Here is a 22072-nt window from a genome sequence, read left to right on the forward strand (position 1 = left end):
GTCCACGCCCGGAGGTGGCAGGAGCGCGACGGCGGGAGTTCCTGACTCACCGGCAAGGCCGGCTCACAGTGGCGGGACCGCGCCGGATTCTCACCGGGCTTCCTCCACTGCCGTCGCGTGTGGCGCGGTCATCAGACCACAGCCGGTTCCGGCGCCGACAGCCCCCCGGTCAGCGGGCCGCGGAACCCGGTGGCAGGAGCGGGAGCCCCGCGGGCGCGCCGCCCTCGATCAGCCGCCACAACGCGTCGGTGTCGGCGTGCTCGGCGATCAGGTCGCCCAGCCGGTCGAGCCGCTGCTCGCGCACGGCGGCGAACTCCGTGCCGGGGGCGGGGACGAACCGGCGGCCCGCGATGGCCGCGACCTCGGCGAGGAAGGCCCGCCGGAAGCCGTCGTTCTCCAGCGCGCCGTGCCAGGTGGTCCCGAACACCGAGCCGGCCCGGGCGCCGTCCAGGAACGGCTGCGCGGCGTCGTCGACCGCGACGATCCCGTGGTGGATCTCGTAGCCGTGCACCGGTTGCCCCAGCGCGGTGCCGACCGGGCGGCCGAGGGTCTTTTCCGGCGCGAAGCGCACGTCGGCGGGCAGCAGGCCGAGCCCCGGCACGGTGCCGGCCCGCGACTCGACGTCGTCGGTGATGGTGCGGGCCAGCATCTGGTGGCCGCCGCAGATGCCGAGCACCGGGCGGCCCCCGGCGGCGTGCCGGGCGACGGCGTCGGCCATGCCGGTCTCGCGCAGCCAGCCGAGGTCGGCGACCGTGGCGCGCGTGCCGGGCAGCACCACCAGGTCGGCGTCGCCGAGCTCTTCCGGACGGGTGGCGTAGCGGACCAGGACGCCGGGCTCGGCCGCCAGCGCGTCGAGGTCGGTGAAGTTGGACAGCCGGGGGAGCCGGGCGACCGAGACCCGCAGGACCTCGTCGCCGTGCGGGTCCCCGCCCGACGACGCCGCGGGGACGTTCAGCGAGTCCTCCACGTCGAGGGCCGCGCCGGGGAGCCACGGCAGGACGCCGAGGGTGGGCCGACCGGTGAGCCGCTCCAGCTCGACCAGGCCCGGGCGGAGCAGCCGGACGTCGCCGCGGAACTTGTTGACCAGGAAGCCCGCGACCAGCCGCTGGTCGGCCGGCGGCATGAGCGCGACCGTGCCGTAGAGCGCCGGGAAGACGCCGCCCCGGTCGATGTCGCCGACGACGAGCACCGGCAGGTCGGCGGCGGTGGCCAGCCCCATGTTGGCGATGTCGTCGGCGCGCAGGTTGATCTCGGTGGGGGAGCCGGCCCCCTCGCAGACGACGACGTCGAACCGGGACCGCAGGTCGGCCAGGCAGGACAGCACCTGGTCGAGCAGGGCGGCCTTCATCGGGCGGTACGAGAGCGCCGTGACGTCGGCGACCGGTCGGCCCATGACGACGACCTGGCTGGCGTCGTCCCCGCCCGGCTTGAGCAGCACCGGGTTCATCGCGGCCTCGGGCTCGACGCGGGCGGCGGCGGCCTGCATGACCTGCGCCCGGCCGATCTCCGCGCCGTCGGCGGTGACCATCGAGTTGTTGCTCATGTTCTGCGCCTTGAACGGCGCCACGGAGACGCCCTGGCGCACCAGCCAGCGGCAGATGCCGGCCGTCACGACCGACTTGCCGGCGTCGGACGTCGTGCCGGCGACGAGCAACGCGCCCCGGGTTCCGCTGGTGCCCACGGCGGACATGATGCCGACCGCCGTCGGAGCGCCTCCCTAGGATCGGCGCCCGTGCCCGCCGACCGCCCGACGCCGCTCGTCGTCGTCGGCATCGGTGCCGACGGCTGGGACGGGCTCGCACCGGCCTCCCGAGCCGAGGTCGAGCGGGCGGAGGTGCTGCTCGGCAGCGCCCGCCAGCTGGCCCTGGTGCCCGGCTCCGTCGGTGCCGAGCGGGTGCCCTGGCCGTCCCCGCTGAGCGAGGCGCTGCCCGGGCTCGTCGAGCGGTTCGCCGGCCGCTCGGCCGTGGTGCTGGCCAGCGGTGACCCGATGCTGTCGGGCATCGGCACGACCCTGACCCGGCTCCTGGGCGCCGACCGGGTGCGGGTGCTGCCGGCGCCGTCGTCGGTGTCGCTGGCCTGCGCCCGGATGGGCTGGGCGGTGGAGGACACGACGGTGGTGACCCTCGTCGGCCGTCCCGTCGAGCTGCTGCACCCGCACGTGCAGCCCGGCCGCCGGCTGCTGGTGCTCGGGTCGGACGGCGGGACCCCGGCGCAGGTCGCCGCCCTGCTCACCGCGCGGGGCTTCGGCGCCAGCGGGCTCACCGTGCTGGGCGACCTCGGCGGCCCAGACGAGTCGGTGGCCCCCGGGACCGCGGCGGCCTGGTCGGGGGCGTCGCCCGTCCTCGCCGTGACCGCCGTCGAGTGCGCCGCCGACCCCGGGACGGCGCCGCTGCCGACGACGCCGGGGCTGCCCGACGACGCGTACGAGAACGACGGGCAGCTCACGAAGTCCGACGTCCGGGCGGTGACGCTCGCCCGGCTCGCGCCGGTGCCCGGCGGGCTGCTCTGGGACGTCGGGGCGGGCGCCGGCTCGATCGGCATCGAGTGGATGCGGGTGCACCCGGCGTCGCGCGCGGTGGCGGTGGAGTCCTCGCCGGAGCGGGCCGCGCGGATCGGCCGCAACGCGCAGCGGCTCGGCGTCCCGCACCTGCAGGTCGTGACCGGGCGCGCGCCCGAGGCCCTGGCGGGGCTGCCCGCACCCGACGCCGTCTTCGTCGGCGGCGGGGTGACGGCGCCGGGGCTGGTCGAGGCGTGCTGGGACGCGTTGCCGTCCGGTGGCCGGCTGGTGGCCAACGCGGTGACGGTGGAGAGCGAAGCCGTGCTGGCCGCGTGGTTCGCCCGGGTCGGTGGTGGCCTGGTGCGGATCGGCGTGCAGCACGCCGAACCCGTGGGCCGGTTCACCGGCTGGAAGCCGGCGATGCCGGTGACGATCTGGAGCGTGAGCAAGCCGTGACCGTGCACTTCATCGGCGCGGGGCCCGGCGCCGCGGACCTGATCACCGTCCGGGCGGCGCGGATCATCGCGAGCGCGCCGGTGTGCCTGTACGCGGGGGCGCTGGTGCCTCGGGAGCTGCTCGACACCGCCCCGTCGGGGGCGCGGCTGGTGGACACCGCGGACCTCGACCTCGACCAGATCACCGCCGAGCTGCGCGCCGCGCACGAGGCCGGCCTCGACGTGGCCCGGCTGCACTCGGGTGACCCGTCGGTCTACAGCGCGATGGCCGAGCAGATGCGCCGCCTCGACGCGCTGGGCGTGCCCTACGACGTCGTCCCGGGCGTGCCGGCGTTCGCCGCCGCGGCCGCCTCCCTCAAGCGCGAGCTGACCGTGCCGGGGGTGGGCCAGACGGTGATCCTCACCCGGACGTCTGCCCGCTCCACGCCGATGCCGCCGGGGGAGGACCTCGCCACCCTGGGCGCCTCGCGCGCGACGCTGGTCCTGCACCTCGCCGTCCAGCGGATCGCCGAACTCGTGCCCGAGCTGCTGCCCCACTACGGGGCCGACTGCCCGGTCGCCGTGGTGGCGCGCGCCAGCCGGGACGACGAGCTGATCCTGCGTGGGACGCTGGCCGACATCGCGGCGCAGGTTGAGGTGGCCGGGGTGAAGCGGACGGCGGTGGTGATCGTGGGCGCGGTGCTGACCGCGGGCCAGTTCCCGGACAGCCACCTCTACTCGACGAGTCGATGCCGCGGCTAGGCCCGCCCGACCACCGTCCCGCCGCGGTCGATGACGACGACGTCCACCTCGACCGGGGCGCCGAGCAGCACGCCGAGCGCGGTCTCCCGCGCCCCGGCCGCCACGAGGTCGCCGAGCGGGAGGCCCTCGGCCTGGCACTGCTGGAGCGCGTCGAGCGCGGTGTTGGCGTGCCGCACGCCGTCGACCAGCTCGGGGGAGCCGCCGGCCTCCCGGACGCGCGCGGCCAGCGACTCCGTCGAGACCTGGGAACGGCCCGAGTGCAGGTCGAGGTGACCGTCGGCGAGCTTGGCGAGCTTGCCGATGCCGCCGGCGATCGTCAGCCGGGGGACCGGGTGCCGGCGGAGGTACTTGAGGACGGCGCCCGCGAAGTCGCCCATGTCGAGGAGCGCGTCCTCGGGCAGGCCGTACAGCTCGGTGACGACCCGCTCGCTCGTGCTGCCGGTGCAGCCGGCGACGTGCTGGTGGCCGGCGGCGCGGGCGACGTCGATGCCGCGGCGGATCGAGTCGATCCACGACGAGCACGAGTACGGGACGACGACGCCGGTGGTGCCCAGGATCGAGAGCCCGCCCAGGATGCCCAGCCGCGGGTTCCAGGTCTTGCGCGCCAGCTCCTGGCCGTGCTCGACGGAGATCTCGACGACGACGTCGCCGGTGCCGCCGTGGCGGGCGGCGACCGCGGCGACGTGCTCGCGCACGAACTGCCGGGGCATCGGGTTGATCGCGGGTTCGCCGACCGGCAGCGGCAGCCCGGGCTTCGTGACCGTGCCGACGCCCTCGCCGGCGCGGAAGGTCACGCCAGTGCCCGGCTCGCCGGGGGTCACCCGCGCCGAGACCAGCGCGCCGTGGGTGACGTCGGGGTCGTCGCCGGCGTCCTTGACGATGCCGACGGTGGCGGCGCCGTCCTCGAGCAGCTCCGTGGCCAGCGCGAAGGACGGGTGCTTGTCGTTCGGGAGGTCGATGGTCACCGGGTCGGGGAACTCGCCGGTGAGCAGCGCCGTGTAGGCCGCGGTGGTGGCCGCGGTCGCGCAGGCGCCCGTCGTCCACCCGTAGCGCAGCCCCGTGCCGCCGTCCCTGCTCACGTGATCAGCATGCACGGGCGCGTGCTGTGACCGGCCGGGTGCTGCTGCTGGGCGGCACGGGGGAGGCGCGACGTTTGGCGGAGGCGCTCGCCGCCGAGGGCGTCGACGTCCTCAGCTCGCTGGCCGGGCGCACCGCCGATCCGGTGCTGCCGCCGGGCGAGGTGCGCATCGGCGGGTTCGGCGGGACCGAGGGCCTGGCGGCCTGGCTGCGGGACAACCCGGTGCGGGCGCTGGTCGACGCCACGCACCCCTTCGCCCGGGAGATGACCGAGCACGCTGCGCGGGCGGCCACCGGGACCGGCACCCCGCACCTGCGCCTGCAGCGGCCGGGCTGGCGTGAGCAGCCGGGGGACGACTGGCGCCGGGTCGGCTCGCTGGAGGAGGCCGCCGAGGCCGTCGCCGGCTTCGCGCACGTGTTCGTCACCACCGGCCGGACCGGGCTGGGCGCCTTCGCCGGCCTGACGCAGGAGGTGCTGGTCCGCGCGGTCGACCCGCCCGAGCCGCCGCTGCCCCGGCGCACCACGGTCGTGCTCGAGCGGGGGCCGTTCAGCGTCGAGGACGAGCTGGCGCTGATGCGGGCGCACGCAGTCGACGTCGTCGTCACCAAGGACTCCGGCGGGCACCTCACCGAGGCCAAGCTGACCGCGGCACGGCAGCTCGGGATCCCGGTCGTGATGGTGCGCCGCCCTCCGCTGCCGCCCGGCATGACGGTGGTCGAGACCGTCGAGGACGCGCTGGCCTGGCTGCGGGCTCAGCCCGGGTAGGTCCGCGGGGTGTAGACAGCGCCGCCCGCGCTGACCCGGGTGCGCGAGGACCCGATGATCAGCAGGCAGCGCATGTCGACGGTCTCGGGGTCGAGCTCGGCCAGAGTCGTGACGGTGAGCTGTTCCTCGAGCCCGCCGACGTCCCGGCCGACGACCACCACGGTGTCGGCCGACCGGGTCTCCAGCAGCACCTTCTGCGCCTCGCCGAGCTGGTGCGGCCGGTGCTTCGAGCGCGGGTTGTAGAGGGCGATCACCAGGTCGGCCGCGGCGGCGTGCCGCAGCCGGTCGACGACGACGTCCCACGGCTTGAGGACGTCGGACAGCGACATCACGCAGAAGTCGTGGCCCAGCGGCGCCCCCACCTTGGCGGCCACCGCCTGGGCGGCGGTCAGCCCGGGGACGACGCGGACCGGGACGTCGGCGAACTCGGGCCGGCCGGCGACCTCGAGCGCCGCGGCGGCCATGGCGAAGACGCCGGGGTCGCCGCTGGAGACGACGGCGACCCGGCGCCCGGAGCGGGCCAGCTCCAGCGCGTGCGCGGCGCGCTCGGCCTCGACCCGGTTGTCGCTGGGGTGGCGCACCTGGCGCGGGTTGGCCGCGACCCGGTCGAGGTAGGGGCCGTAGCCGACGAGGTCGTCCGCCGCATCGAGCGCGGCCGCGGCCTCGGGCGTCGTCCAGCTCCGTGACCCGGGGCCGAGGCCGACCACGACGACCTCGCCGGGGTGCTGCTCCTCGGCCGCCGGTCGCTCGGGCACGGGCATGTCGCCGGTGAGCGGGCTGGGCAGCAGGGCGAGCGAGAAGTAGGGAACGCTCGCCGGGTCGACGTCGGCCAGCGGCAGGGTGCGCTGGCGGTCGGTGGTGGCCCGCTCGACGTAGAGGGCGCGGTCGAGGACGCCGGCCCGGTCGAAGGCCTCGCGCACCTCGGGGAAGGTGCGGCCGAGCTTCATGACCGCCGCGGAGTCCGTCGTCGACAGCCACTCCGCGAGCTCGTCGGCGCCGAGCGTGCCGGGCAGGACGGTGAGCACCTCGTCGCGCTCGACCAGCGGACGGCCGACCGCGGCCGCCGCGCCGCTGACGCTGGTCACGCCCGGGACCACCTCGGTCGGGTACCGGTGCGCCAGCCGCTTGTGCATGTGCATGTACGAGCCGTAGAAGAACGGGTCGCCCTCGGCCAGGACGACGACGTCGCGTCCGGCGTCGAGGTGGGCGGCCAGCCGGGCGGCGGCCGCCTCGTAGAACTCGTCGATGGCGCCCTGGTAGCCACCGGGGTGGTCGGTGGTCTCGGTGGTGACCGGGTAGACGAGGAGCTCCTCGATCTGGCCCTCGCGCAGGTAGGGCTCCGCGAGGCCGCGGGCGACCGAGCGCCCGTGCCGGGCGGCGTGGAAGGCGACGACGTCGGCCGCGCCGATCAGCCGGGCGGCCTTGACCGTGACGAGTTCCGGGTCGCCGGGCCCGAGGCCCACCCCGTAGAGACGTCCGGTCATTCGACGTCGCTCGCGATCGCGTTGACCGCGGCGGCGGTCATCGCGCTACCCCCGCGGCGGCCGCGGACGACGAGGAAGTCGAGGTCGGACGCGGCGAGGGCGTCCTTGGACTCCGCGGCGCCGATGAAGCCGACCGGGACGCCGAGCACCGCGGCGGGCCGGGGCGCGCCCGCGGCGACCATCTCCAGCAGGTGGAACAGGGCGGTCGGGGCGTTGCCGATGGCGACGACGGCGCCCTCGAGCCGGTCGCGCCACAGCTCCAGCGCGGCCGCGGTCCGCGTGGTGCCCAGCTCGGCCGCGAGCGACGGGGTGCGGGGGTCGTTCAGGGTGCAGACGACGTCGTTGTCCTTGGGCAGCCGGCGCCGGGTCACGCCGGAGGCGACCATCTCGGCGTCGCAGAGCACCGGAGCGCCGGCGTCGAGAGCCTGACGTGCCCGCTCGACGACGGCGGGGGAGAAGGCGAGGTCCTGCACCAGGTCGACCTGCCCGCAGGCGTGGATCATCCGGACCGCGACCCGGGCGACGTCCTCGGGCAGCCCGGTGAGGTCCGCCTCGGCGCGGATGGTGGCGAACGACTGCCGGTAGATCTCGGCGCCGTCCTTCTCGTACTCGTACATCGGCTGAGCGGGTCCCCGTCGGCTCGGTGGTGGCGCAGGAGCGCGGTGCGGGGGCGAGGCTACGTCTCGCCGGTCAGCCGGTCGGCACCCGCTGGACGACGAAGGCGTCGTGCGCGGTCAGCCAGACAGCGCCGTCGGTCACCGCGATGCTCCCGCTGCCGGCCGCGGGACCGAGAACCCGTACGACCTCGTCGGTGCCCGGATCCACCGCGGTGGCCAGCTCGCTCTCCGTGCGCACCCACACGGCTCCGTCGCCGAACGCGATGTCGCCACCGGGGATGCGACCGTCGGAGACCTGGATGGTCGCCGCGACCTCGTCGGTCTCGGGGTCGACACGGGAGACCGTGCCGTCGTCCTGGTTCATCACCCAGACGGCGTCGTCCCCGACCGCCATGAAGCGGGAGCCGAAGCCCGTCTCCACCGTCGCCTGCGTGCTGCCGTCGGCCGGGTCAACCCGCACCACCGATTGCTGCGAGGTGGCCACCCAGAGGGAGCCGAAGCCGCCGCGCAGTGCCTCGGCGGCCTCGGGCGCGGGGAAGGTGTCGCGCACCGTGCCGGTGAGGGGGTCGACGGCGACCAGCAGGCGGTCGCCGCCCTCGCCGTCGATCAGCGCCCACACCGCGTCCTCGGTGACCGCCAGCGACGACTCGACCCGGATCCCCGGCTCCGGCAGCGGTATGCGGGCGGTGACCGTGCCGGAAGCGGGGTCGATCCGGACGAGCGTGGCGAACAGGTCGCCGGTTCCCTCGCCGGCCCACACCGACCCGAAGCCCTGCTCCATCGCCAGCGGCACCTCCGCCGTGGGTACCTGGGCGCGCACCTCCCCGGTGGCGGCGTCGTAGCCGACGATGCCGGGCTCGACCCCGGAGACCCACACGGTTCCGTCGACGGCGAGCATGAAATCGGGGAAAGGTCGGGCCTCGATGGTCAGCGCGCCGAGCGAGGCGACATCCTCGGCCTCGGGCAGCGGTGCCGCGGACGTGGAACTCGCCGCGCCTGACGTGGACGACGCGCCGGAGTCCTCACCTTCGCCTCCGCATGCTTGCAGGAGGCCGGCCGCGACAGCTGCCGCCGCGAGCAGGGGAAGCGCCCGTCGGGCCTGAGTGGAACGGCGTGGCGAGCCCATGCCCGGCCTCCTGTGGAGGCGGGCACCCACCGCCTCGACGACGTGCCGCAGAGGATGGCAGCGGCAGGCGGGCGGCGGAACGCCTTTCGCCGCCCGCGTCAGACAAGCAGCGTTGTGCCGATCAGGATCTCGGTGCCGTCGGGTCGCCAGGTGCGCCATCGGCCGTCGGGTTGTCGTTCGACCGAGAACCCGTGGTGGACCTTGGTGTGGTGGCGCTCGCACAACAGGGCGCTGTTGTCGAGGTCGGTGTCGCCGCCGTGGATCCAGTGGACCAGGTGGTGGACGTCGCACCAGTGGGACGGGGCGTCGCAGCCGGTGAACACGCAGGTCCGGTCGCGGTGCTCGACGGCGCGGCGCAGATGGGGCGGGACGACCCGTTTGGTGCGGCCGAGTTCGAGCGGCTGGTCTTCCGGGCCGATCACGATGCGGCTGATCGACCCGTCGCAGGCCAGCCAGCGGGCGCGGGCGGCGGAGATGGTGGCGCCGAACCCGGTGGTGGCGGCGGCCGGTCCGGTCGAAGGGTCGGCCAGATCGGCGAGCGGGATGGTGACCACGACGTGCGGCTTCACCGTGCGCAGCACCGGCAAACCGCCGGCGGCCAGGGCGGTGTCGGCCAGCTGCACCAGCGCGTCCCCCTGCTGCTGGGCACGGGTGCGCAGATCACCGGCCGGCCGGTCGGCCTGCACGATCGATTCCAGGGCGGCGCAGAACTTCTCGCCGCCGACCGCGTCGAGCTCGAACCGGCCGCTGACACTGCCGTCGTCGTGGCGGGCGATCGACAGCAGCCGGCCCTCGGTCGGGTCGGGCTCGGCGCCGTCGGGGTCCAGCCGGGACAGGACGTGCCGCACCACCCTGCTCAGGGCGGCGTGCGGCTGGGTGCTCGCGACGTCGGCCAGCGTCCGGTCCACCTCGGCCAGGTCGATGCCCTGGCCGACCGCCTCGGCCTGCACCTCGACGGCGGCGACGGGAGCGAGCACGGCCACCTGCTCGGCGGTCACCGCGCCGGCCGCGGCCACCGCCGCCACCGCCGGCAGCTGCTCGAGCGCTCGGCCGTTGCCCACCAGCCGGGCCGCCTCCCGGGCCGAGAGCCGCAGGTGCCCGCGCAGCCACGACCGCATCGACACCAGCCCGTCCCGTTCGGGCGCCTGCCCGTTCTCGCCCTTGCGGACGGTGGTGGCCAGTTCGGCGTCGACGGCGTTGCGCACCGCCACCAGCAGCGCGGTCCGGTCCAGCACCTGATCGGCGGTCACGAGGTCCCCGCGCGGGCAGGTGTCCACGGCGTCCAGCAGCGCCTGCAGCAGCTCCCGCACGACACCTCCCACCTCTTCGATCACTTGTTCGAAGACTACCGCCGATCAACCTCCCGCGCAGGAGGAATCCCCAGGTCAGCGTCCTGTCCACAGCTTGCTGCCAGGCCTTGTCGAGGGGCGGTGACCTCGATAGGAAGGCACCTCCGCACTCACCGGCGCACCGATGAGTTCCGCCGGCGGCGACGGTCGGATCCGTCGTCGACCACCATCGAAGGAGCCCCGTGCCGCAGCTGCTGAGAGTCCAGAACTTCACCGTCTCGCGCGACGGGTTCGGTGCGGGCGAGGGCCAGACCCTGGAGCGGCCGTTCGGGCACGCCGACCCGCAGGAGCTGATGGCATGGGCGCTGGCCACGGCCAGCTTCCCCAACCGTTCCGCCCCCGGCGGCAGCCGCGGCTTGGACGACTACTTCATCCGCGACTTCTCGCACGGCATCGGCGCCGAGATCATGGGCCGCAACAAGTTCGGGCCCCAGCGCGGCCCGTGGCAGGACCACGAGTGGACGGGGTGGTGGGGCGACGAGCCGCCCTTCCACACACCCGTCTTCGTCATGACCCACCACGAGCGCCCGTCGTTCACGCTCTCCGACACGACGTTCCACTTCGTCGGCGGCGAGCCGGCCGACGTGCTGGAGCAGGCGCGGCAGGCAGCGCAGGGCAAGGACGTCCGGCTCGGTGGCGGGGCCACCGTCGTCCGCGAGTTCCTGGACGCCGACCTGGTCGACACCCTGCACGTGGCGGTCGCGCCGCTGGAGCTCGGCGCGGGCACGCGGCTCTGGGAGTCACCCGACGAACTGCGCGACCGCTACCACGTCGACGTCGTGCCGAGCCCGAGCGGCGTGACCCACCACCTGTTCTGGCGGAGGTGACGGGTCAGCCGATCCGGTAGCCCGACCCCGTGGCGATCACGTCGACGACCTCGCCGGACGGACGGCCGCAGCGCCGCTCGCAACCCACCCAGTGCTGCCGCGCGCCCTCCGCCGAGAGCGATCCGGAGGCCACCGCACGGACGACGTCGCCGCGCACGTCGGCCAGCGACTTCGCGCACCCCGGACGCCCGGCGCAGGCGGTGACCCGCAACCAGGGGCTGCCGGGCTCGAGGACCAGCCCGGCCGCCGAGAGGACACCGGCGGCCGACGCGTCCGGCAGGTCGGGCACCACGACGCTGCGCCACGGAGTCAGCTGCAGGTCGTCGACAGCCGTCCGGGCCAGGAGCTCCGCCTGCTCGGCGGTGAGCCGGCCCAGCGGCACGACGGCGACCAGTGCCGTGCGGCCGTCGTCCTGGGTCACCACGCCTGCCGGCCCGACGGCCGGGGGCGGAGGAACGGATAGGGGAGGACCCGAAGACTGGCCCAGCGCCGCCGCGATGCGCGCCGGCCCGTCCACCAGCTCGACCACCCGCCAGGCGGTCCCGCCCTGGGCGGCGCGCTCGTCCAGGAAGGCGCGCGTCGCCGCGAGGGCGAGCCCGACCGCGTCACCCGCCCCGCAACGGAGCCCGGTGTCAGCACCGGCCAGCAGCAGCGCCACGGTCGAGCGGTCGACCGCCAGCAGACCGACGTCGGCACCGAGACCGGCGACGTCCCCGCGGCCGTCGTCGAAGGCCGCCAGGAAGCGGCCCGGCAGCCCGGCCAGTGCCGGATCCGCGCACATGCCGGCGTCGAAGCCCGCGACCCAGGGCCGCACGTCGGCCAGACCGCCGGCCCGGCCGCTGAGCACGCTCGCGAGCACGTTGCGCGCCGTCTCGTGGGTGGCGCTGGGCAGCAGACCCACAGCAGCCAGCCGGTCGCCCAGCTCGCCTTCCGCCCCGCTCCGCACCCCGCGCAGCTGGACGTTCCCCCGACTGGTCAGCTCCAGAGCGCCGTCACCCAGGTCTCGGGCGGCGGCGGTCAACGCGAGCAGCTGGTCGACGGCCAGCGCGCCACCCGGCACCCGGACCCGCGCCAGCCCGCCGTCGGCGGCGGCATGCGTCTGCAGCGCGCCGGGGCAGGCATCGGCGCGCTCGCGGGTCGGGAAGGCGGTCATCGCGCTGCCGAGGTTAGGCCTCACCCGAAGGGTCGTTGACCGGTAGTGCGCGCCGCCGCACAGTGATCGCGTGAACCGCGCTCTCGCCGTGCTGACCTGCGGGGCGTTCCTCACCCTCGCCGCGGAGGCCACCGGGCTGCAGCACCCGCTGCCCCCGATCCTGGCGGCGCTGGCCTTCTCCATGCTCGCGACCCTCGGCTACCGCTGGGTGGACCGGCAGCCGGCACCACGCCGCAGCCGGTTCGCGGGTCTCTACGTCCTGGCCGCGCTCCCGCTCAGCTACCTGGTCTTCATGGCCGGCAGCACCGGCGTCGGCGCCACCCTGCTGTCGCTGGTGCTTGTCAGCCAGAGCGTGCTGCTGCTCCCGCTGCCCGCCGCCGTCGTGGTCGCCGCCGTCGTCCCGCTGGTGCATCTCGGGATGCCGATGGCCGACGGGCTCCGCACGATGCTCGGCACCTACGTCGCCGCCGCGTTCACCGCGGTCATCACGGAGCTCCTGCGGCGCGAGCAGCGAGCCCGGGCGGAGCTGGCCGAGGCCAACGCCCGCCTGCGCGGGTACGCGGCGCAGGCCGAGGAACTGGCGACCACCCAGGAGCGCAACCGGGTCGCCCGCGACATCCACGACGGGCTCGGCCACCACCTCACCGTCGTCCAGATGCAGGTCCAGGCAGCTCGCGCGGTGCTCGCGTCGGACCCGGCGCGCGCCGACGAGGTCCTGGCCAAGGCGCAGCAGCAGTCGACGGAGGCGCTCGCCGAGGTGCGCCGATCGGTGGCCGCGCTGCGCGCGCCGCGCACGACACCCCCGCTGCGCGAGGCCCTGGAGGCGCTCGCCCAGGAGACGTCGGCCGCCGGCGTGCCCACCGACCTCGCGGTCAGCGGGCCGGTCCGCCCCCTGGCCGCGGACGTCGAGGAGTCGCTGTTCCGCGCCGCCCAGGAGGGGCTGACGAACGTGCGCAAGCACGCTGCCGCCGGCTCCGCCCGCCTGGCCCTGACCTACGGCGAGGACGGCACCGTGCGGCTCGAGGTGCGCGACGACGGGCGCGGCACGACCGACGCGCCCGCGGCCGGTTTCGGCCTGCTCGGCCTGCGTGAACGCGCCTCCCGGCTGGGCGGTTCCGTCGAGGTGGAGTCGCAGCCGGGCCACGGGACGACGGTCCGCGTGGCGGTGCCCGGATGAGCCGGCAACCCGTCCGGGTGCTGCTCGTCGACGACCAGGCGCTGTTCCGGGAAGCGCTGGCCACCCTGCTCGAGGTGCGCCCGGAGATCGAGGTCGTCGGCGAGGCGTCGAACGGTGCCGAGGCGATCGACCGGGCGGTCACCCTGCGGCCCGACGTCGTCCTCATGGACCTGCACATGCCGGTACTGGACGGCATCGCCGCGGCCCGGCGGCTGCGCGTGGAGCAGCCCCACGTCCGGGTGCTGGCCCTGACCACGTTCGACGACGACGAGGACGTGTTCGCCGCCCTGCGTGCCGGCGCCGTCGGCTACCTGCTGAAGGACGTCACCTCCGACCGGCTCGTCGAGGGCGTGCTCGCCGCGGCCCGCGGCGAGTCGGTGCTCCAGCCGTCGGTCGCCGCCCGCGTGGTGGCCCGGTTCGCCGCGCTGCCCGACGACGCCCCGCCGCGGCCCCAGCCCTTGGTCGTCCCGTTGTCGGACCGCGAGCTGGAGGTGCTGCGCCTGCTGGCCGACGGGGGCAGCAACCGGGAGATCGCCGCCGCCATGTTCCTGGCCGAGGGCACCGTGAAGAACCACGTCACGAACGTGCTGGCCAAGCTAGGCGCACGCGACCGGACCCAGGCGGCCCTGCGCGGGCGGGCGCTGGGCCTGGTCTGACGGTCATGCCCAGGAGGTGACCCCGGTCGTGACGTCCGGCACCTGACCGGGGCGCCGAGGCGGCCGACGATCCCCGGCATGACCACCGAGAGCCTGTCCACCACCCCGCACACCCGCACCCGCGCGCACCGCGTCCGGCACTTCGCCCGCCACTACGTCGAGATGGTCGTGGCAATGCTCGTCGGCATGCTCGTGCTGGGCCCCGCCGAGGACCTGGTCTGGCCGGACCTCACCGCCCGCGCCGACGTCGGTGTCATGGTCATGGCGACCAACATGGCGATCGGCATGGGCGCCTGGATGCGCTTCCGCGGCCACTCGTGGCGGGGCATCGCCGAGATGTCGGCCTCCATGTACGCGCCGTTCCTCGTCCTGCTCGTCCCGTACTGGGCCGGCGCCATCGGCGAGCACGCGCTGATGACCTGGGGTCACGTCCTGATGCTCCCGGCGATGGCGGCGGTCATGCTGCTGCGCCCCGACGAGTACGTGCACTGACCGCGTCGGCCGCCGTGGTCCACTGGGTCGACCGCCCGTGCCGACCCAGGAGATCCATGAACCGCCGCACCACCCCGCGCCTGCTCGCCGTCCCCACCGCCGCGATCGCGGTCGTCCTCTCCCTCACAGCCTGCGCCGACGACAGCGCCGGCAGCACCGGCAGCACCAGCAGCGCCGCGGAGGAGACGACCGCGCAGGCGTGCGAGGACCGCGCGGCGACGTCCGACGCCCCGGACGAGGTCTCCACGGACCTCGCGGTGAAGCCGGAGGTCCCGACGACCGACGCCGCCCCGCCGTGCGAGCTGGAGATCAGCGACGTCGTCGTCGGCGAGGGCCCCGAGGCGGTGGCCGGGACGTCGGTCGCGGTCAAGTACGTCGGGGGCTTCTACGGCACGGGGGAGGAGTTCGACTCCTCCTGGAGCCGCGGGCAGGAGGAGACGCTGCCGGTGACCGTCGGCGCCGGCCAGGTGATCCCGGGCTTCGAGCAGGCGATCGAGGGCATGCACGTGGGCGGCCGGCGGATGGTCGTGATCCCGAGCGAGCTGGGCTACGGCTCGACCGCCCGTGGACCCATCCCCGCGGACTCGACCCTCGTCTTCGTCCTCGACCTGGTCCAGGTCGGCTGACGGCGGCACGGGCCCGGTAGCGTCTGGGCTCCATCACGGCAGTCAGCGAGGAAGCCGGTGCGATTCCGGTGCGGTCCCGCCACTGTGAGCCTTCGGGTGAGCCAGACACTCCGGCTGCCGTGCCCTTCGACCCGGGGCGCGGACCCCGAGTGAGGCAGTGCGCGTGTTCACGTTGCTCTCCACCAGCGACACCGACCTGCTCTCGGCGCGCGCCAGCGGCGCGGGCTGGCGCCTGGGCAACCCGGCCCGGCTCGACGACGCCGGGATCGCCGCGCTCGTCGACGGCAGCGAGCTGGTCGTCGTCCGCATCCTGGGCGTCCGCCGCCAGTACGAGGACCTGCTGGCGCCGCTGGTCGCCGGGCCGGCGCCGGTCGTCGTCCTCGGCGGGGAGCAGGTGCCCGACGCCGAGCTGATGGAGCTCTCCACCGTGCCCATGGGCGTGGCGACGGAGGCGCACGGCTACCTCGCGCAGGGCGGCCCGGACAACCTCACCCAGCTGCACAGGTTCCTGTCCGACACCGTGCTGCTGACCGGCGAGGGCTTCGAGCCGCCGTCCGTCGCCCCCGACTGGGGTGTTCTCGAGCGCGAGAGCCGGGGAAGCGGTCCGACGGTCGCCGTCCTCTACTACCGCGCGCACCACCTCGCCGGGAACACGGCGTTCGTCGACGCCCTCTGCACCGCCGTCGAGGACGCCGGCGGCCGCGCGCTGCCGGTCTTCGTCAGCTCGCTGCGCTCGGTGCCGCCCGAGCTCCTCGACGTCCTCCGCACCGCCGACGCCCTGGTGGTCACGGTGCTGGCGGCCGGCGGCTCCCGCCCGGCCACGGCCCAGGCCGGTGGGGACGACGGGGCGTGGGACGTCGGGCAGCTCGCCGCGCTGGACGTGCCGGTGATCCAGGGCCTGTGCCTCACCCGCTCGCGCGCCGACTGGCTCGCCGACGACGACGGCCTCTCGCCGCTCGACGTCGGGAATCAGGTGGCGATCCCCGAGTTCGACGGCCGGCTGATCAGCGTGCCGTTCTCGTTCAAGGAGACCGACGCCGACGGCCTGACGCACTACGTCGCCGACCCCGAGCGCGCAGCCCGCGTGGCCGGCACCGCCGTTGCGCACGCCCGGCTCCGGCACACGCCGCCGGCCGAGCGGCGGATCGTCGTGATGCTGAGCGCCTACCCGACCAAGCACGCTCGCATCGGCAACGCCGTCGGGCTCGACACCCCCGCGTCGGTCGTGCGGCTGCTCGCCGCGATGGCCGGCCAGGGCTACGACATCGGCCCGTTCGACGGGCCGGACGCCCTGCCCGGCGTCGCCGACCTGGACGGCGACGCGCTGGTGCACGCGTTGATCGCCGCGGGGGGCCAGGACGCCGACTGGCTCACCGAGGAGCAGCTCTCCGGAAACCCGGTGCGCATCCCGGCGGCCCGGTACCGCGCCTTCTTCGACACGCTCCCGGAGGACCTGCGGGCGGCGATGGTCGAGCACTGGGGCGAGGCGCCGGGCTCGCTGTTCGTGGACGGCGGCGACATCGTCTTCGCCGCCCTGCGCGCCGGCAACGTCGTCGTCATGGTGCAGCCGCCCCGCGGCTTCGGCGAGAACCCGATCGCGATCTACCACGACCCCGACCTGCCGCCGTCCCACCACTACCTGGCCGCCTACTGGTGGCTGCGGTCGGAGTTCGGGGCGCACGCGCTCGTGCACGTCGGCAAGCACGGCAACATGGAGTGGCTGCCCGGCAAGACCGTCGGGCTCTCCGCCTCGTGCGGCCCGGACGCCGCGATCGGCGATCTGCCGCTGGTCTACCCGTTCCTGGTCAACGACCCGGGGGAGGGGTCGCAGGCCAAGCGGCGCGCGCACGCCACCCTGGTCGACCACATGGTGCCGCCGATGGCGCGGGCCGACTCCTACGGCGACATCGCCCGGCTCGAGCAGCTGCTGGACGAGCACGCCAACGTGGCGGCGATGGACCCGGCCAAGCTGCCGGCCGTCCGGGCGCAGATCTGGACGCTGCTGCAGGCGGCCAAGCTCGACCACGACCTCGGGCTGGCCGAGCGGCCGGAGGACGACCACTTCGACGAGATGATCCTGCACGTCGACGGGTGGCTCTGCGAGATCAAGGACTCGCAGATCCGCGACGGCCTGCACGTGCTCGGATCGCCGCCGGCCGGTCAGGACCGCGTCGACCTGGTGCTCGCGATGCTGCGTGCCCGGCAGATCTGGGGCGGCTCGGTCGCGCTGCCCGGGCTGCGCGAGGCGCTGGGTCTGACCGAGGACGGCACCGCCGGGCTCCGCCGCACCGACGAGGTGGAGGCGCAGGCCGAGGCGCTCGTCTCCGCCATGGAGGCCCGCGGCTGGGCCGCGGACTCCGTGGACGAGGTCGTGCGCGAGGTGCACGGCGGGGACGACGAGGGTGTCGCTGCGGTGCTGCGGTTCGCCGTGGCCGAGATCGTGCCGCGGCTGGAGCGCACCACCGACGAGCTCGACGCCACGCTGCACGCGCTGGAGGGCGGCTACGTGCCGGCCGGGCCGTCCGGGTCGCCGCTGCGCGGGCTGGTCAACGTGCTGCCGACCGGGCGCAACTTCTACTCCGTCGACCCCCGCGCGGTGCCGTCGCGCCTGGCGTGGGAGACCGGCCAGGCGCTGGCCGAGTCGCTCGTCGAGCGCTACCGCGCCGACACCGGCGAGTACCCGCGCTCGGTCGGGCTGTCGGTCTGGGGGACGTCGGCGATGCGCACCTCGGGGGACGACGTCGCCGAGGTGCTCGCGCTGCTCGGCGTCCGCCCGGTGTGGGACGACGCCTCGCGGCGGGTGACCGGCCTCGAGCCGGTGCCGCTGGAGGAGCTGGGCCGCCCGCGGATCGACGTGACGGTGCGGATCAGCGGCTTCTTCCGGGACGCCTTCCCGCACGTGGTGACCATGCTGGACGACGCCGTCACCCTGGCCGCCTCGCTCGACGAGCCGGCGGAGCAGAACCACGTGCGGGCGCACGTCGACGCCGACGTCGCGGAGCACGGCGACCGGCGGCGGGCGACCACACGGGTCTTCGGCTCGAAGCCCGGCGCCTACGGGGCCGGCCTGCTCTCCCTGATCGACAGCCGGAACTGGCGCGGGGACGCCGACCTCGCCGAGGTCTATGCCGTCTGGGGCGGATACGCCTACGGCCGCGGCCTCGACGGCGTGCAGGCGCGGCCCGACATGGAGGCCGCCTACAAGCGGATCGCCGTCGCGGCCAAGAACGTGGACACCCGCGAGCACGACATCGCCGACTCCGACGACTACTTCCAGTACCACGGCGGCATGGTGGCCACGGTCCGCGCGCTGACCGGCAACGCGCCCGCCGCCTACGTGGGCGACTCGACCCGGCCCGAGCAGGTGCGCACCCGCTCGCTCACCGAGGAGACCTCCCGCGTCTTCCGGGCGCGGGTGGTGAACCCGAAGTGGCTGGAGGCGATGCGTCGGCACGGCTACAAGGGCGCCTTCGAGCTCGCGGCGACCGTCGACTACCTGTTCGGCTACGACGCCACGACCGGCGTCGTCGCCGACTGGATGTACGAGAAGCTGGCCCAGACCTACGTGCTCGACCCCGAGAACCGCGAGTTCATGGAGAAGAGCAACCCGTGGGCGCTGCACGGCATCGCCGAGCGCCTGCTGGAGGCGGTCGACCGCAAGATGTGGGCCGAGCCCGACCCGGCGCTGCTCGCCGAGCTGCAGCAGGCCTACCTCGACACCGAGGGCGACCTGGAGGGTGGCGAGACCCCGGCTCAGCAGCCGGTCTGAGTCAGCCGACCGGCGTGGCGGCGTCCTCGGCCTCGATGGCGGCGTTCCACTCCCGCTTGCCGGCCTGCCAGCGGTCCTCGGTGTCGCCGCGCCGCCAGTAGCCGGAGATCGAGGTGAACTCCGGGTCCAGCCCGCGCTCGGCGCGCAGGTGGCGGCGCAGGTCGCGGACGGCGTACGCCTCGCCGTGCACGAACACGTGCCCGGTGCCCGGCGGGAGCGGGGTCGCCTGGACGGCCTGGACGAGGGCCACGCCGGGCAGGGCGTGCCCGCGGTGCAGCCACCGCAGCTCGACGCCGGGCGAGAGCGCCAGGTCGGTCTGCTCCTCCTCCGGACCGGTCACCTCCACGAAGACCAGGGCGCGCGCGCCGACGGGGAGCCGTTCGAGCGTCGCGGCGATCGCGGGCAGGGCGGCCTCGTCGCCGGCCAGCAGGTGCCAGTCGGCCTCCGGGTGCGGGGCGTACGCGCCGCCCGGGCCCATCAGCTGGATGACGTCACCCGGCTGCGCCGCCGCGGCCCACGGGCCGGCGAGCCCCTCGTCGCCGTGGTGCACGAAGTCGATGGTCAGCTCACCGGTCGCGGCGTCCCAGGCGCGGACGGTGTAGGTCCGGGTCACCGGCCACTGCTCGCGCGGCAGCTCCGCCTGCAGCTGCTCGACGTCGAACGGCGCGGTGTAGGACGCGCCGGCGGGCGCGAAGAAGAGCTTCACGTAGTGGTCGGTGAACTCGCCGGCCGGGAAGCCGGCCAGCCCGTCCCCGCCGAGCACCACGCGGATCATGTGCGGGGTGATCCGCTCGGTCCGGAGCACCGTCCCCACGCGCGGCGCGCGCCGGCGGCGACCGCCCCCGTCCGGCGAGGGGGCGGGACGTGCCGGGGACAGCTCGGTCATGCGGATCCTCCAGGAGACCGGCGCGACGGACTGCCGCGACCAGGTAAGGGCAACCTTAGTCGCCGCTCCCGCGGGCGGGCTGTGAGATCGGTCAGCGCCGCCCCGCGGGCTCGGCGCGCACGTGGATCCGCTCGCCCTGCGGACCGAAGAGCGCGAGCACCTCGGCCGGCTCCCGACCGGGGTTGGCCATGGCGTGCGGGGTGCGGGTGTCGAACTCGGCCACCTCGCCGGCGGCGAGGGTCAGGTCGTGCTCGCCCAGCAGCAGGCGGAGCCGCCCGTTGAGGACGTAGAGCCATTCGTGGCCCTCGTGCACCTTCTGCTCCAGCTCGCCGCCCGGCCACCGTGGCGGGTAGACGATCTTGTACGCCTGGAGGCCGCCCGGCCGCCGGGTCAGCGGGATCATCGTCAGCCCGTGCCGCTGGATGGCCCGCTGGTGTATCCGCGGATCGCCGGTCTCGGGTGCGTCCACCAGCTCGTCGAGCGGCACCTGGTGCGCGCGGGCCAGCGGGAGCAGCAGCTCCAGGGTGGGCTTGCGCTGCCCCGACTCCAGCCGCGACAGCGTGCTCACCGAGATGCCGGTGTCGGCCGACAGCTGGCCGAGCGTCGCCCCGCGCTGCACCCGCAGCGCCTTGAGGCGGGGACCGACCGCGGTGAGCACCGACGCGAAGCCGGCATCGTCCTCGTTTGCCATACCGGCAACGATAGTTGTCATTCCGGCTCCGTGGGGTGGACAGTCGCCAGGACGACCCCGAGCGGAGGAGAGAGCAGATGGAACAGCGGTACGACGTGGTGGTGGTCGGGGGCGGCGCCGCCGGGCTGAGCGGGGCGCTGGCCCTGTCCCGGGCGCGGCGGAGCGTTCTGGTGGTCGACGCGGGCGCTCCTCGGAACGCGCCGGCCGGGCACGTGCACAACTACCTGGGGCGCGAGGGCACGCCGCCGGCCGAGCTGCTGGCGATCGGCCGTGGCGAGGTCGCCGGTTACGGCGGCGAGGTCGTGACCGGTGAGGTGGTGCGCGCGGAGCCTGTGGACGACGGCTTCGCCGTCCACCTCGCCGACGGCGGCCGCGTGCACGCCCGCCGGCTGCTGGTCACCACCGGCCTGACCGACGAGCTGCCCGACGTCACGGGCCTGCGGGAGCTGTGGGGCAGCGACGTCCTGCACTGCCCCTACTGCCACGGCTGGGAGGTGCGCGACCGGGCGATCGGCATCATCGGCGGCCCCATGGGCGTGCACGCCGGGCTGCTCTGGCGGCAGTGGAGCGCCGACGTGACGCTCTTCCGGCACACCGGCCCCGAACCCACCGCGGAGGAACGGGCCCAGCTGTCCACCCTCGGCGTGCGGATCGTCGAGGGCGAGGTCGTGGCGGTCGAGACCACCGACGGGCGGCTGTCCGGCGTCCGGCTGGCCTCCGGCGAGGTGGTGGCGCGGGAGGTCGTCGTCGCGCCGCCCCGGATGACCGCCAACTCCGCCGTGCTGCGCTCGCTCGGCCTGGAGCCGGTCGAGTTCGAGATGAACGGGAACGTCTTCGGCACCTACGTCCCCTCCGAGGCGATGGGCGCCACCGCGGTGCCCGGCGTCTGGGTCGCGGGCAACGTGGCCAACCTCCAGGCGCAGGTGATCTCCGCCGCCGCGGGCGGCCTGAACGCCGCGGGCCAGATCAATGTCGACCTCATCACCGAGGACGCGCGCCGCGCCGTCGAGTCGGCCCGGCTGGGCGAGGTGGCGTGACCGTGTACGACGAGCAGCACTTCGAGGAGCGCTACCGGTCCACCGACGCCCTCTGGAGCGGGCGGCCCAACGCGCAGCTGGTCCGGGAGGCCGCCGACCTGCCGCCGGGGTCGGCTCTGGACATCGGCTGCGGCGAGGGTGCGGACGCGATCTGGCTGGCCGAGCGGGGCTGGCGGGTCACGGCCGTGGACTTCGCGCGGACCGCGCTGCAGCGGGGCGAGCAGCACGCCGAGGCCCGCGGTAGCGAGGTGGCCGACCGGATCGGCTGGGTCCACGCCGACGTGACCCGGGAGGTGCCGGGGGAGGCGTTCGACCTGGTCTCCGCGCAGTTCATGCACCTGCCGCCCGAGCAGCGCCGGGCGCTGTTCGCACGGCTGGCGGACGCGGTCGCGCCGGGAGGAACGCTGCTGGTGGTGGGGCACGACTTCAGTGATGTCGCCGCCGGGGCGCACCGGCCGCCGGAGCACGAGCGGTTCTTCACCGCGGACGAGGTCGCGGCCGGGCTCGACCCGGACGGGTGGGAGGTGCTCGTCGCCGAGGCGAGGCCGCGGCCGGCCCACGTGCACGAGGGTCAGGACATCACCGTCCACGACGCCGTCCTGCGGGCACGCCGGAGGTGACCACGGGCCGCCGGGTCGCCGTCCTC

Annotated in this window: 20 protein-coding genes and 2 riboswitches; of the genes, 11 read left to right on the forward strand and 9 right to left on the reverse strand. The window is 75.1% G+C overall.

The annotated features are described in order from the left end of the window. Window positions 1-24 precede the first annotated feature (24 nt). A riboswitch (adenosylcobalamin (AdoCbl) riboswitch) is annotated at window positions 25-118 on the reverse strand. Between the two features lie 51 nt (window positions 119-169). Beyond that, window positions 170-1681, reverse strand: coding sequence for a cobyric acid synthase (locus ACI78T_RS16240; protein ID WP_456559153.1), 1512 nt, complete (start codon window positions 1679-1681; stop codon window positions 170-172). Between the two features lie 51 nt (window positions 1682-1732). Between ACI78T_RS16240 and cbiE the strand changes: the two genes are divergently transcribed. Together cbiE and cobM are read left to right on the forward strand one after the other, a co-directional pair. Next, on the forward strand, window positions 1733-2953 hold the full coding sequence (cbiE, locus tag ACI78T_RS16245) for a precorrin-6y C5,15-methyltransferase (decarboxylating) subunit CbiE (RefSeq protein ID WP_456559154.1): 1221 nt from the start codon (window positions 1733-1735) through the stop codon (window positions 2951-2953). Next, on the forward strand, window positions 2950-3693 hold the full coding sequence (cobM, locus tag ACI78T_RS16250) for a precorrin-4 C(11)-methyltransferase (protein ID WP_456559155.1): 744 nt from the start codon (window positions 2950-2952) through the stop codon (window positions 3691-3693). Before cbiE ends, cobM begins: the two co-directional genes overlap by 4 nt. Here the strand turns inward: cobM and ACI78T_RS16255 are convergent. Beyond that, window positions 3690-4772 (reverse strand): cobalt-precorrin-5B (C(1))-methyltransferase, encoded by a 1083-nt coding sequence (locus tag ACI78T_RS16255; protein WP_456559156.1) that lies wholly within the window; start codon window positions 4770-4772, stop codon window positions 3690-3692. The two genes, cobM and ACI78T_RS16255, sit on opposite strands and share 4 nt — an antisense overlap. Before the next feature lie 26 nt (window positions 4773-4798). Here ACI78T_RS16255 and ACI78T_RS16260 point away from each other — a divergent pair, with 26 nt between their 5' ends. Next, window positions 4799-5536: a cobalt-precorrin-6A reductase gene (locus tag ACI78T_RS16260; protein ID WP_456559157.1), complete on the forward strand. Its 738-nt coding sequence runs from the start codon at window positions 4799-4801 to the stop codon at window positions 5534-5536. Here the strand turns inward: ACI78T_RS16260 and ACI78T_RS16265 are convergent. The 4 genes from ACI78T_RS16265 to ACI78T_RS16280 all read right to left on the reverse strand — a co-directional run bounded on the left by ACI78T_RS16265 (window position 5524) and on the right by ACI78T_RS16280 (window position 10097). Next, window positions 5524-7020, reverse strand: coding sequence for a precorrin-2 C(20)-methyltransferase (locus ACI78T_RS16265; RefSeq protein WP_456559158.1), 1497 nt, complete (start codon window positions 7018-7020; stop codon window positions 5524-5526). The genes ACI78T_RS16260 and ACI78T_RS16265 overlap by 13 nt on opposite strands. After that, window positions 7017-7637 (reverse strand): precorrin-8X methylmutase, encoded by a 621-nt coding sequence (locus tag ACI78T_RS16270; protein ID WP_456559159.1) that lies wholly within the window; start codon window positions 7635-7637, stop codon window positions 7017-7019. The genes ACI78T_RS16265 and ACI78T_RS16270 overlap by 4 nt, the downstream gene beginning before the upstream one ends. Before the next feature lie 73 nt (window positions 7638-7710). After that, window positions 7711-8535, reverse strand: a complete 825-nt coding sequence (locus ACI78T_RS16275) for a Vgb family protein (protein WP_456559160.1) — start codon at window positions 8533-8535, stop codon at window positions 7711-7713. A 326-nt stretch (window positions 8536-8861) separates the two neighbouring features. Further along, a complete protein-coding gene (locus ACI78T_RS16280) occupies window positions 8862-10097 on the reverse strand; it encodes a DUF222 domain-containing protein (protein WP_456559161.1) in 1236 nt (411 codons plus the stop codon). Between the two features lie 197 nt (window positions 10098-10294). On the opposite strand from ACI78T_RS16280, the gene ACI78T_RS16285 reads away from it, so the two are divergent. After that, window positions 10295-10939 carry a dihydrofolate reductase family protein gene (locus tag ACI78T_RS16285; RefSeq protein WP_456559162.1) on the forward strand — a complete coding sequence of 215 codons (645 nt, stop codon included), beginning with the start codon at window positions 10295-10297 and terminating at the stop codon, window positions 10937-10939. A gap of 4 nt (window positions 10940-10943) precedes the next feature. Here ACI78T_RS16285 and ACI78T_RS16290 read toward each other — a convergent pair whose 3' ends face one another. After that, window positions 10944-12092 (reverse strand): precorrin-3B synthase, encoded by a 1149-nt coding sequence (locus tag ACI78T_RS16290; RefSeq protein WP_456559163.1) that lies wholly within the window; start codon window positions 12090-12092, stop codon window positions 10944-10946. A 70-nt stretch (window positions 12093-12162) separates the two neighbouring features. Here ACI78T_RS16290 and ACI78T_RS16295 point away from each other — a divergent pair, with 70 nt between their 5' ends. The 5 genes from ACI78T_RS16295 to cobN all read left to right on the forward strand — a co-directional run bounded on the left by ACI78T_RS16295 (window position 12163) and on the right by cobN (window position 18812). Continuing rightward, window positions 12163-13269, forward strand: coding sequence for a sensor histidine kinase (locus tag ACI78T_RS16295; protein ID WP_456559164.1), 1107 nt, complete (start codon window positions 12163-12165; stop codon window positions 13267-13269). Further along, the gene (locus ACI78T_RS16300; RefSeq protein ID WP_456559165.1) at window positions 13266-13925 is read left to right on the forward strand and encodes a response regulator; all 660 of its coding nucleotides are present in this window, start codon (window positions 13266-13268) and stop codon (window positions 13923-13925) included. The genes ACI78T_RS16295 and ACI78T_RS16300 overlap by 4 nt, the downstream gene beginning before the upstream one ends. A gap of 78 nt (window positions 13926-14003) precedes the next feature. Beyond that, the gene (locus tag ACI78T_RS16305) at window positions 14004-14417 is read left to right on the forward strand and encodes a hypothetical protein (RefSeq protein WP_456559166.1); all 414 of its coding nucleotides are present in this window, start codon (window positions 14004-14006) and stop codon (window positions 14415-14417) included. A gap of 56 nt (window positions 14418-14473) precedes the next feature. Next, window positions 14474-15043, forward strand: a complete 570-nt coding sequence (locus ACI78T_RS16310) for an FKBP-type peptidyl-prolyl cis-trans isomerase (protein ID WP_456559167.1) — start codon at window positions 14474-14476, stop codon at window positions 15041-15043. Window position 15044: 1 nt separating this feature from the next. Further along, a riboswitch (cobalamin riboswitch) is annotated at window positions 15045-15175 on the forward strand. A 31-nt stretch (window positions 15176-15206) separates the two neighbouring features. After that, window positions 15207-18812 carry a cobaltochelatase subunit CobN gene (gene cobN / locus ACI78T_RS16315; protein ID WP_456559168.1) on the forward strand — a complete coding sequence of 1202 codons (3606 nt, stop codon included), beginning with the start codon at window positions 15207-15209 and terminating at the stop codon, window positions 18810-18812. 1 nt (window position 18813) lies between these two features. Here the strand turns inward: cobN and ACI78T_RS16320 are convergent, their stop codons facing one another. Further along, entirely contained in the window at window positions 18814-19698 is an 885-nt protein-coding gene (locus ACI78T_RS16320) for a siderophore-interacting protein (RefSeq protein ID WP_456559169.1), read from the reverse strand. Between the two features lie 91 nt (window positions 19699-19789). Next, window positions 19790-20389: a helix-turn-helix domain-containing protein gene (locus ACI78T_RS16325; protein WP_456559170.1), complete on the reverse strand. Its 600-nt coding sequence runs from the start codon at window positions 20387-20389 to the stop codon at window positions 19790-19792. A gap of 77 nt (window positions 20390-20466) precedes the next feature. Here ACI78T_RS16325 and ACI78T_RS16330 point away from each other — a divergent pair, with 77 nt between their 5' ends. Together ACI78T_RS16330 and ACI78T_RS16335 are read left to right on the forward strand one after the other, a co-directional pair. Next, complete coding sequence (locus ACI78T_RS16330) at window positions 20467-21426, forward strand: NAD(P)/FAD-dependent oxidoreductase (RefSeq protein ID WP_456559171.1); 960 nt, start codon at window positions 20467-20469, stop codon at window positions 21424-21426. After that, complete coding sequence (locus ACI78T_RS16335; RefSeq protein ID WP_456559172.1) at window positions 21423-22046, forward strand: SAM-dependent methyltransferase; 624 nt, start codon at window positions 21423-21425, stop codon at window positions 22044-22046. Before ACI78T_RS16330 ends, ACI78T_RS16335 begins: the two co-directional genes overlap by 4 nt. Window positions 22047-22072: the final 26 nt, after the last annotated feature.

The sequence above is a fragment of the Blastococcus sp. SYSU D00922 genome (assembly GCF_054050495.1).

Coding starts and splice junctions, on each gene's coding strand:
- ACI78T_RS16265 (WP_456559158.1), bottom strand. CDS start 7,020: ATGACCGGACGTCTCTACGGGGTGGGCCTCGGGCCCGGCGACCCGGAA.
- ACI78T_RS16270 (WP_456559159.1), bottom strand. CDS start 7,637: ATGTACGAGTACGAGAAGGACGGCGCCGAGATCTACCGGCAGTCGTTC.
- ACI78T_RS16275 (WP_456559160.1), bottom strand. CDS start 8,535: ATGCTCGCCGTCGACGGAACCGTGTGGGTCTCCGGGGTCGAGCCCGGC.
- ACI78T_RS16290 (WP_456559163.1), bottom strand. CDS start 12,092: ATGACCGCCTTCCCGACCCGCGAGCGCGCCGATGCCTGCCCCGGCGCG.
- ACI78T_RS16300 (WP_456559165.1), top strand. CDS start 13,266: ATGAGCCGGCAACCCGTCCGGGTGCTGCTCGTCGACGACCAGGCGCTG.
- ACI78T_RS16305 (WP_456559166.1), top strand. CDS start 14,004: ATGACCACCGAGAGCCTGTCCACCACCCCGCACACCCGCACCCGCGCG.
- ACI78T_RS16310 (WP_456559167.1), top strand. CDS start 14,474: ATGAACCGCCGCACCACCCCGCGCCTGCTCGCCGTCCCCACCGCCGCG.
- ACI78T_RS16320 (WP_456559169.1), bottom strand. CDS start 19,698: ATGACCGAGCTGTCCCCGGCACGTCCCGCCCCCTCGCCGGACGGGGGC.
- ACI78T_RS16325 (WP_456559170.1), bottom strand. CDS start 20,389: ATGGCAAACGAGGACGATGCCGGCTTCGCGTCGGTGCTCACCGCGGTC.
- ACI78T_RS16330 (WP_456559171.1), top strand. CDS start 20,467: ATGGAACAGCGGTACGACGTGGTGGTGGTCGGGGGCGGCGCCGCCGGG.